We start from the raw sequence: 9,211 nt of genomic DNA on the forward strand, positions 1-9,211 counted from the left end.
TTGTAGAAGGCGCGACAATGGCTGCGCTACGCCCGTGGCCTCGCTAGGATTTTTGGCCCGGGGACATGGGCCGCTGATGAGGGAGACGCTTTCGGTGTCACACGCAGAAGATCATCCCAGCACCCGCCGCGACTTTCTGTACTACGCCACTGGTGGCGTGGGTGCAGTAGCGACCGGTGCTGCCGTCTGGCCGCTGATCAACCAGATGAACCCGTCCGCAGACGTTCAGGCCGCTTCGACCAAGCGCGTCGACGTGGCGGACCTTGCCCCCGGCACGCAGTTGACCGTGCTGTTCCTCGGCAAGCCGATCTTCATCCGTCGCCGCACGGAAGAGGAAATCGCACAGGGCCGCGCGGACGACGGTGCCGCCAATATCGTTGACGGCAATGCCCGCAACCCGAATATCGGCGACAATGCCTCTGCTGCCGATGAAAACCGGACGCTCGCTGACTTCTCTGGCGAAAACACCGGTGAATGGCTGGTCATGTGGGGCGTCTGTACCCACCTTGGCTGTGTCCCGCTTGGCGACGGTGCCGGTGACTTTGGCGGCTGGTTCTGCCCCTGCCACGGCTCGCACTACGACACCGCCGGCCGTATCCGCCGCGGACCCGCACCGGAGAACCTCTGGGTTCCCAATGCGGCGTTCGTCGACGAAACCACCATCCTTCTGGGTTAAGGGAGCGAGACATGTCCGGCATTCCCCACGACCATTACGAGCCGAAATCCAACGGTGCAAAGTGGCTTCACCGCCGCCTGCCCGTGGTTGGCCTGATCTATGACACCCTGATGATCCCCACCCCCAAGAACCTCAACTGGATGTGGATCTGGGGCATCGTGCTGGCTTTCTGCCTTGTCATGCAGATCGTCACCGGCATCATCCTGGTGATGCACTACACCCCGCATGTCGACCTGGCCTTCGCCTCGGTCGAGCATATCATGCGCAACGTGAACGGTGGCTGGGCCATCCGTTACATCCACATGAACGGCGCCTCGCTGTTCTTCATCGCCGTCTACCTGCACATCTTCCGCGGTCTCTACTACGGGTCGTACAAGGCGCCCCGCGAAGTGACCTGGATCATCGGCATGCTGATCTACCTGATGATGATGGGCACCGCCTTCATGGGCTACGTTCTGCCCTGGGGTCAGATGTCGTTCTGGGGGGCCACGGTGATCACCGGTCTCTTCGGCGCGATCCCCTTCATCGGCGATGCGATCCAGACCTGGCTGCTTGGCGGACCCGCCGTGGACAACGCCACGCTGAACCGCTTCCTGTCGCTGCACTACCTGCTGCCCTTCGTGATCGCGGGCCTCGTGGTCGTGCATATCTGGGCCTTCCACCACACCGGCAACAACAACCCCACGGGTGTTGAAGTGCGCCGCACCTCGCGCAAGGAAGCAGACGCCGACACGCTGCCCTTCTGGCCCTATTTCGTGATCAAGGACGTCTTCGCCTTGGCGGTTGTCCTGGTTGGCTTCTTCGCGGTTGTCGGCTTCATGCCGAACTTCCTCGGCCACCCGGATAACTATATCGAAGCCAACGCCCTCGCGACGCCCGCGCATATCGTTCCGGAATGGTACTTCCTGCCCTTCTACGCGATCCTGCGCGCCTTCGACTCCGAGGTTTGGGTCGTGATCGCGGCCAACTGGCTGACCGGTGGTATCGTCGACGCCAAGTTCTTCGGTGTGATCGCCATGTTCGGCGCCATCGCCGTGATGGCCATCGTGCCCTGGCTCGACACCTCTTCGGTGCGCTCTGGCCGCTACCGCCCGATGTTTAAGTGGTGGTTCGCCCTGCTGGTCGTCGACTTCATGGTGCTGATGTGGGTGGGTGCCCGTCCGGCGGAAGGGATCTATCCCTACATCGCCCTGATCGGGTCGGCCTACTGGTTCGCCTACTTCCTGGTGATCCTGCCGCTGCTTGGCATCTTCGAGAAGCCGCTGCCGCAGCCCGCGACCATCGAGGAAGACTTCAAAGAGCACTACGGCAAGTCCGGGTCCGACGGCGATAAAGCCGCGACCCCGGCCGAGTAAAAGAAAAGGACTGAATAGCATGTTCAGGAAACTTGCACTCACCGCGCTGACCGCCGTTGCTCTGGCTGGCTCCCCGGCGCTGGCCGCTGGCGAAGGCGGCCACGTGGAGAACATCCGCTTCTCCTTCGATGGTCCCTTCGGCACCTTCGACCAGAACCAGCTGCAACGCGGCCTTCAGGTCTACACCGAAGTCTGCGCGGCCTGCCACGGTCTGCGTTACGTCCCGATCCGGACCCTGTCCGATGAAGACGGCCCCGGCATCCCGCCGGATCAGGTGCGCGCCTATATCGAACAGAACTTCATCGAGGTCTGGGACGAAGACCTGCGCGACTATCGTGCCGCGACCCCGGAAGACAACTTCCCGGAAAACACCGCCGCCGGCGCACCTGACCTCAGCATGATGGCCAAGGCGCGTCTCGGCTTCCACGGCCCCTGGGGCACCGGTCTGAACTCGCTGGTCAACGGCATTGGCGGCCCGGAATACATTGCGGCGCTGCTGTCGGGCTATAATGGCCATGACGAGGAAATGGCTGGCACGTTCCTTTACGGGAACGACGTGTTCCCGGGTGGTCTGATCTCGATGGCACCGCCACTTTGGGAAGACGGCGTCGAATATAACGACGGCACGACCGCCTCGATCGAACAACAGGCCGAAGATGTGGCCGCCTTCCTGATGTGGGCCGCCGAGCCGCAGATGATGGCGCGCAAGCGGATGGGTTTCACCGCCGTTATCCTGCTGATCCTGCTTTCGACGCTGCTCTACCTCACCAACAAGCGTCTGTGGGCGCCGGTGAAGCGGGCCGCGAAGGAAAGCTGATCCCGGCTTGAAGACAAGGAAAGCGCGCCCTCCGGGGCGCGTTTTTCGTTAGAGCCAGGGGGCAAGCAGCTCGGGCGGGTCAGCCAGCATGGGCTGCAATGGGCCGTTCAGGATGATGCGCCCCTCCTCCAGAAGGCACAGATCGGTGCACAGCCGCTCCGCATCGCGCAGATCGTGGCTGACCATGACCAGCGTTAGCCCTTCCGCGTCACAAAGATCGCCCACCAGCGACAGCATCTCTCGCCTCAGCCCCGGATCGAGCGCCGCGAAAGGCTCGTCCAGCAATGCCAGCGGTTTGCGGCGCAGCAACATCCGCGCCAGCGCCACGCGCGACCGCTGCCCGCCTGACAGGTCGCCGGGCTTGCGCGCGCCCATATCGCCAAGCCCCACCTGATCCAGCGCGCGTGCCACATCGGCGCGCTGCACCTCGGTCAGCTTCAGGCTCGGGTTGACCCCAAGCGCCACATTGTCGAAAGCGGTCAGGTGGGGGAACAGGTTGCCCTCCTGGAACAGGATCGACAGGGGTCGGTCCTGCACCGGCCAATCCGTCACGTCCTGCCCGTCAAGAATGACACGCCCCGTATCGGGTCGCAGAAATCCCGCTATGGTGCTTAACAGCGTCGTCTTTCCGCCGCCCGACGGCCCCAGTACAGCCAGCCGGGCGCCCTTGGGAACCGACAGATCGGCGCTGAGGGTGAAGCCCTCGAACCCGAGCTCAACATCGTCAAGTCGCAGCATTCGCCCGCCCCCCACGGTCAAAGATCCAGAACAGCAGCAGGCTCAGCACCAGAAGAACCAGCGCCGCCGCTTCGGCATCATCAGTGCGATAGGCCCCCATCAGGCGGAACATCTCCAAGGGCAGCGTGCCCGCCTGAGGGGCGGCAAACAGCGTGATCACCCCAAGATCGCCCATCGACATCGCCGCCGCCAATCCCGCCCCGAAGCCGAGCGGACGGCGAATACGCGGCAACAGCACATGGCGCAGCCGCTGCCCACCTGACAGGCCAAGAGAGTCCGCGAGCGGACCATACCCCGCCTCGGCCGCCTCGATGGCGGGCACCAAGGCGCGCAACAGGAACGGCAGCGCCGCCAGCGCGTTGACCAGCCCGGTGACCGGCAGGGCGGAACTGGCCGGGTTCACATAGGGCCGAAGGATCAGGAACAACCCCGTGCCGATCACAAGCGGCGACACGGCGATGGACAGGGCGCCGATGGTTTCCAACAAACCCCGCGCCCGTCCCCGCGCGATCAGCAACGCCATGGGCAGGGCCAGCGCAACGGCCAGCGCAGCCGTGGCCAGAGACAGTAGGACCGAACGCTCCGCTGCGACCCAGACCGATCCGGGCAGGGTCAGAATACCGCCCACTCCGCGCAGCAACACCGCCAGAAGCGGCATCAGCAGGAACACCGCGGCCAACGTGATGGCCAGCCAGTCACCCGCCCGCTGCAGGGTGGTCTGCCGGTCAAACCGTTCCATCGGTCGATCCAGCCCTGTGCCCATGGCCGCAGGCACCGCCACGCGCAGCACCAGAAGCCCCGCCACAACGCAGATCCCCACCTGCACCAGCCCCAGCATCGCCGCTCGGCCAAGGTCGAACTCGTACCGGAAGGCCTGATAGATGGCGAGTTCGACCGTCGTGGCGCGCGGTCCTCCGCCAAGGATCAGGGCCACCGCGAAAGAGGTGGTGCAGATCAGGAAGATCACCAGAAAGGCCCCAGGCGCGACCTGCCGCAGCATCGGCCTTTCCATGTGGCGGGCGATGTCGCGAGGGGTGAAACCAAGCGTCGCAGCCAACCGGAACCGTTCCGCCGGAATGGCCAGCCAGCCTTGCAGGAACAGACGCACCGCAAGCGGCAGGTTGAAGAAGACATGGGCCAGCACGACGCCGTGCAACCCGTAGATTTCAAGGCCGGAAAGACCAAGAGCCGCCAGCCCCTCGTTCAGCACGCCGCGCCTGCCGAAGATGGTGATCAACCCAAGAACGGCCACGATCACCGGAAGGATGAAGGGCGCGCCCATAAGCGCGATCAGCGCCGCCCGGCCCGGAAAGCTGCGCCTTGCAAGGGCGCGAGCGACAGGGATCGCCAGAACGATGCTGAAGGCAGCCGACAGGAAGGCCTGCCAGATCGTGAAGCGGATGGCGGCGATGTCGGCAGGGCCAAGGCCCGTGAGGGACTCGGCCCGCCACAGGACCGCCGCAAGCGGTCCCAGCACGGCCAGAAGGACAAGCGCGGCAATCGCCGCGCCCGCCCTCTGCACCGCGCTTATTGGCTGAGCGCGGCTTGCCATTCATCCAGTGCCTGAACCCGCACCGCCTGCGCGTCCTCGGGGCTGAGCAGCAGGGGCGTTTCGGGCATGATCAGCGTCTCGAAACCGGCTGGCAGATTCTCGGCCGGCAAGGCCGCCGGATACATCCAGTTTGTTGTCGGGATGACTTCCTGGAAGGCCGGGGTCAGCATGAACTCCATGAACTGTCGGGCAAGCTCCATCTCGTTGGAAATGTTGACGATTCCGGCGACCTCCACCTGCATGTAATGGCCTTCCTCGAAGGCCGCGACGGTGTGGCTGTCATCTTCTTCCGCGATCAGGTGATAGGCGGGCGAGGTGGTGTAGGAAAGGACCATATCCGCCTCACCTTCAAGGTATAGCCCATAGGCCTCGGACCAGCCCGGCGTGACGGTGACGATGTTATCGGCCAGCCCCTCCCAGATGCTGGCGGCCTCATCGCCATAGGCGGACTGTACCCACATCAGGAGGCCAAGGCCGGGGGTGGAGGAGCGGGGATCCTGGATCACGATGCGCAGATCGCCATCGGCCAGGTCGCGGAAATTCGACGGGGGATTTTCAAGATCGGTGCCGTGGACAAATGCGAAGTACCCCCAGTCATAGGGGAGGAACTGCGGATCGTCCCAAGATATGGGCATGGTGAGGGTTTCGGCGGCGATGCCATGCGGGGCGATCAGATCCATTGCACGGGCCGAGGCGATGAGGTTCGTATCGAGGCCGAGCACCACGTCGGCGCCGGTCTGGGCGCCTTCGAGGAACAGCCGCGCCAGAAGCGCCGCACCGTCTCCTGCACCGACGAATTGCAGATCGCAGGCGCAGGTTTCCTCGAATGCGGCCTCGATCTGCGGGCCGGGGCCCCAGTCAGAGACAAAGCTGTCGTAAGTATAGACGATCAATACGGAATCTTGCGCCATTGCCGTGCTGGCAAGAAGGGCAAATCCCGAGGCGATGATGGGGGTTTTCATATCCACTTTCTCCATTTCGCGACGGGCGGTGGAGAAGTGGCGGGGTCTGTCCGCGTAACCTTCCCTCCGCCGGTCCTAACCGGTTCAGGTTCAACGGGTTCGCGTGATGCATCTCAGGCCCTTTGGGCCACCCCGAGGTAGGATTGGAGGTAGCGCAGAGCCCGCGCCGGGGCAAGGGTCAGCTGCAAATTTACCTCGTCGCCATGCGTGCACCCCCCGTACACCCCCTGTACACCCCCCGTGCAGACGGAATCCGGTTTCGCCGCGCATCGCGCGTCGACCCATGAGCGGCCCTCCTCAACCCCCGGCTGACGCCGGAGGCCTCGTCATGCCGCGTTGCCACGAGGTCTTGGAGGGGGAGTTTTGCCGGATCTGCCGGTTGGGCCTGTGGTGAGGGCGGGACGCCTCCGGCGGAGGTATTTTTGCCAAGATGAAAGGACGGCGTTTCGCGGCTGTCCTGGCGGGGATCAGAGATCGGCTTGCCAGAACTCGCGGTCGAAGCTCTGGCCGAATCGGTGCCAGCCGGGATCGGTTTCGGAGATGGTGAAGCCATGGGCGCGGTAGAGGGCGCGGGCGGCGGTGAGGCAGCTGTAGGTTTCGAGTGTTGCCCGGGTGAAGCCCTTGGTGCGCGCATGGTCAAGAGCGGTTTGCAACAGGTGATGGCCAAGGCCCTGGCCGCGGGCAGAAGGCTCTAGCAGGACGAAGTTGAGGAAGGCCGTGCCGTTGCGGTCGGATATGGCGATGGAACCGATGCGCTGGCCGTCTGCTTCGGCGATCCAGAAGCGTTTTGACGGGTCCGGACGGGCAAGGAAGGCGTCGAGTTTGTCGGCGATGGATATGCCGAAATCGGGGGTGAAGCCGAACTCTGCGCCATAGAGCACGCGGTGGCGCTCGATCAGCCAAGCGTGATCTCGGGCCGTGAAGGAGCGCAGGATCATTCTCGGGTGTCGAGCCGTGCCTCGATGGCCTTCAGCCTCTCCAGCACCTCGTCACGGTAGGTTTCGGTCTGGGCCGTTTCTTCCTCGGAATGGGCGTCCTGCATGGAGTTCACGATGAGACCGACCAGCAGGTTCACGACCGCGAAGGTGGTGATCATGATGAAGGGCACGAAGAAGGCCCAGGCATAGGGGTAGACCTCCAACACCGGGCGGACGATGCCCATGGACCAGCTTTCCAGTGTCATGATCTGGAAAAGCGTGTAGAGAGACCGGCCGAGATCGCCGAACCAGTCCGGGAAGCTGGCCCCGAAGAGCTTGGTCGCCATGACCGCGCCGATATAGAAGATGATCCCCATCAGCAGAAATACGCTGCCCATGCCGGGAAGCGCGCGCACGAAGCCCTCGACAACCCGGCGCAGGCGTGGTGCGACCGAGATCACGCGCAGAACCCGCAGGATGCGAAGCGAGCGCAGGACCGAGAGACCCTGACCGCCGGGCACAAGCGCGATGCCGATGATGACCGCGTCGAAGAGGTTCCAGCCGGAACGGAAGAAGCGACTGCCATAGGCGATCAGCTTGGCGGTGAGCTCGACGACGAAGATCGCAAGGCAGATGCGGTCAAGCGCGGTGATAAGCGCGCCCGCCCTTGTCATGGCCTCATCTGATGTTTCCAACCCGAGGATCACCGCGTTGAACACGATCACACCAATGATCGTGTTGCGCACCAGCGCCGTTTCCAACCGGGTTTCAAGCCAGTGCCGCATTCGAGACCTCCCCTGTTCGGGCTTACATATGTGCGCGGGTGAAGCTGGCGGCAAGTTCCACATGGGGGCTCCAGCGGAACTGGTCGACCACTTGCACCCAATCGAGGCGGAACCCTGCGTCGGTGAGCGTTTTCGCGTCGCGGGCGAAGGTGACGGGGTTGCAGGAGACGAAGCCGATCTTCGCGATGCCTGACGCCGCCAGTTCGCGCACCTGCGCCTCGGCCCCCGCGCGGGGCGGGTCGATCACGGCGGCGTCATAGGGGGCGAGGTCTTCAGCCATCAGCGGACGGCGGAAGAGGTCGCGCAGCTCGCCCGTGACCTTCTTGATGCCGGCGGCGTGGCGGGTGGCATGGTCGAGCGCGGCGATCATGGTGCGGTCGCCTTCGACGGCATGCACAGGGGTGCGTGCAGCCAGCGGGAAGCTGAAGGTGCCGGAGCCGGAGAAGAGGTCGACAATGTGCTTTGCGCCTGTCGTGGCTTCGATCATGGCCGCGACGAGCGTGGCTTCGCCGTCGGGCGTCGCTTGCAGGAAGGCGCCGGGGGGCGGGGTGACGGCGACGGTGCCGAAATGCTGAACCGGGGGCGTTTCGGTGAAGACGGTTTCATCGTCCCAGGTCAGGCGGGCGAAGTGGCGCAGGAATTGCGGCAACGCCACGCGCAGCGCCTCGTCCAGCGGTTTGCCGCCGGTGACGGCGCAGTCGATGCCTGCGTCAGAGCGGGTGAGCGCAAAGGCCAGCGTGGCGCTGCGCGAGCCGCCCATTCGGGTGATCTGTTCCAGCGTGGGCAGCACGGCCAAGAGGTCGGGGTGCAGCACGTGGCAATCGGTGATCGGCACGATCGTGTCGGAGCGGCGGGCGTGGAAGCCCACAAGCGCGCCTTTCTTGGTGCGGGTGCCCGCGAGCGTGGCGCGGCGTCGGCTGCGGGGGGGCGAGACGTGGATGGGGCGGAACTCGGTCGTCAGGCCCTGCGCGGCGAGGACGGTTTCCACGACCTGCTGTTTCCACTGAGCGAGGAAGCTGTCCGACGCATGTTGCAGCGCGCAGCCGCCGCATTGGCGGAAATGGGTGCAGGGGGCTTTCACCCGGTTGGGCGAGGGGGTGAGGATGCGGGGGGCGTCCATGCGGCCATCCGTGACGTCGCCCTCGACGAGCTCGCCGGGCAGGGTCAGGGGCGCGAGCACGGGACCTTCGGCAATGCCGTCGCCCTTGTGGCCCAGTCTTTGAATCGTGATTTCCATGGGCAGCGCATAGCGTGGATTCGCCCCGGCGGGAAGCGGTTACGCCTTGGGGATCGCGGGGCTGAAGGCGTAGCCCTCGGGGGACAGGATCGTGCCTTCGCGCAGCCCGTGGGGTTTGTCGGCGGGGGCTTCCAGGACCATGTGACCGGCAGCCTCGGCCTTTGCCACGGCG

General features: G+C 64.7%; 9 protein-coding genes and 1 riboswitch. Of the genes, 3 read left to right on the forward strand and 6 right to left on the reverse strand.

The annotated features are described in order from the left end of the window. Window positions 1–94 precede the first annotated feature (94 nt). The 3 genes from petA to BKY26_RS06730 are packed head-to-tail and all read left to right on the forward strand — an operon-like array spanning window position 95 to window position 2,848. Entirely contained in the window at window positions 95–676 is a 582-nt protein-coding gene (gene petA / locus BKY26_RS06720) for a ubiquinol-cytochrome c reductase iron-sulfur subunit (RefSeq protein WP_071689645.1), read from the forward strand. Between the two features lie 11 nt (window positions 677–687). Then, the gene (gene petB / locus BKY26_RS06725) at window positions 688–2,031 is read left to right on the forward strand and encodes a cytochrome b (RefSeq protein WP_071689630.1); all 1,344 of its coding nucleotides are present in this window, start codon (window positions 688–690) and stop codon (window positions 2,029–2,031) included. Window positions 2,032–2,050: 19 nt separating this feature from the next. Continuing rightward, the gene (locus BKY26_RS06730; RefSeq protein WP_071689631.1) at window positions 2,051–2,848 is read left to right on the forward strand and encodes a cytochrome c1; all 798 of its coding nucleotides are present in this window, start codon (window positions 2,051–2,053) and stop codon (window positions 2,846–2,848) included. Between the two features lie 48 nt (window positions 2,849–2,896). Here BKY26_RS06730 and thiQ read toward each other — a convergent pair whose 3' ends face one another. The 6 genes from thiQ to BKY26_RS06760 form a co-directional block, all read right to left on the reverse strand. Beyond that, on the reverse strand, window positions 2,897–3,586 hold the full coding sequence (thiQ, locus tag BKY26_RS06735; RefSeq protein WP_071689632.1) for a thiamine ABC transporter ATP-binding protein: 690 nt from the start codon (window positions 3,584–3,586) through the stop codon (window positions 2,897–2,899). Beyond that, window positions 3,573–5,138 (reverse strand): thiamine/thiamine pyrophosphate ABC transporter permease ThiP, encoded by a 1,566-nt coding sequence (locus tag BKY26_RS06740; protein ID WP_071689633.1) that lies wholly within the window; start codon window positions 5,136–5,138, stop codon window positions 3,573–3,575. The genes thiQ and BKY26_RS06740 overlap by 14 nt, the downstream gene beginning before the upstream one ends. After that, window positions 5,114–6,100, reverse strand: a complete 987-nt coding sequence (gene thiB, locus BKY26_RS06745) for a thiamine ABC transporter substrate binding subunit (RefSeq protein ID WP_071689646.1) — start codon at window positions 6,098–6,100, stop codon at window positions 5,114–5,116. The genes BKY26_RS06740 and thiB overlap by 25 nt, the downstream gene beginning before the upstream one ends. A 44-nt stretch (window positions 6,101–6,144) precedes the next feature. Beyond that, window positions 6,145–6,245: riboswitch (TPP riboswitch) on the reverse strand. Window positions 6,246–6,567: 322 nt separating this feature from the next. Next, a complete protein-coding gene (locus tag BKY26_RS06750) occupies window positions 6,568–7,038 on the reverse strand; it encodes a GNAT family N-acetyltransferase (RefSeq protein WP_071689634.1) in 471 nt (156 codons plus the stop codon). Next, a complete protein-coding gene (locus BKY26_RS06755) occupies window positions 7,035–7,802 on the reverse strand; it encodes an ion transporter (protein ID WP_071689635.1) in 768 nt (255 codons plus the stop codon). The genes BKY26_RS06750 and BKY26_RS06755 overlap by 4 nt, the downstream gene beginning before the upstream one ends. A gap of 22 nt (window positions 7,803–7,824) precedes the next feature. Then, complete coding sequence (locus BKY26_RS06760; protein ID WP_071689636.1) at window positions 7,825–9,039, reverse strand: class I SAM-dependent RNA methyltransferase; 1,215 nt, start codon at window positions 9,037–9,039, stop codon at window positions 7,825–7,827. Window positions 9,040–9,211 lie beyond the last annotated feature (172 nt).

This window comes from Nioella sediminis, from assembly GCF_001879695.1.
GTDB classification, from domain to species: Bacteria; Pseudomonadota; Alphaproteobacteria; order Rhodobacterales; family Rhodobacteraceae; genus Nioella; species Nioella sediminis.

Bases quoted from the DNA above. Each gene is read 5' to 3' on its own strand.
- petB (WP_071689630.1), top strand. From the start codon at position 688: ATGTCCGGCATTCCCCACGACCATTACGAGCCGAAATCCAACGGTGCA.
- BKY26_RS06730 (WP_071689631.1), top strand. From the start codon at position 2,051: ATGTTCAGGAAACTTGCACTCACCGCGCTGACCGCCGTTGCTCTGGCT.
- thiQ (WP_071689632.1), bottom strand. From the start codon at position 3,586: ATGCTGCGACTTGACGATGTTGAGCTCGGGTTCGAGGGCTTCACCCTC.
- BKY26_RS06740 (WP_071689633.1), bottom strand. From the start codon at position 5,138: ATGGCAAGCCGCGCTCAGCCAATAAGCGCGGTGCAGAGGGCGGGCGCG.
- thiB (WP_071689646.1), bottom strand. From the start codon at position 6,100: ATGAAAACCCCCATCATCGCCTCGGGATTTGCCCTTCTTGCCAGCACG.
- BKY26_RS06750 (WP_071689634.1), bottom strand. From the start codon at position 7,038: ATGATCCTGCGCTCCTTCACGGCCCGAGATCACGCTTGGCTGATCGAG.
- BKY26_RS06755 (WP_071689635.1), bottom strand. From the start codon at position 7,802: ATGCGGCACTGGCTTGAAACCCGGTTGGAAACGGCGCTGGTGCGCAAC.
- BKY26_RS06760 (WP_071689636.1), bottom strand. From the start codon at position 9,039: ATGGAAATCACGATTCAAAGACTGGGCCACAAGGGCGACGGCATTGCC.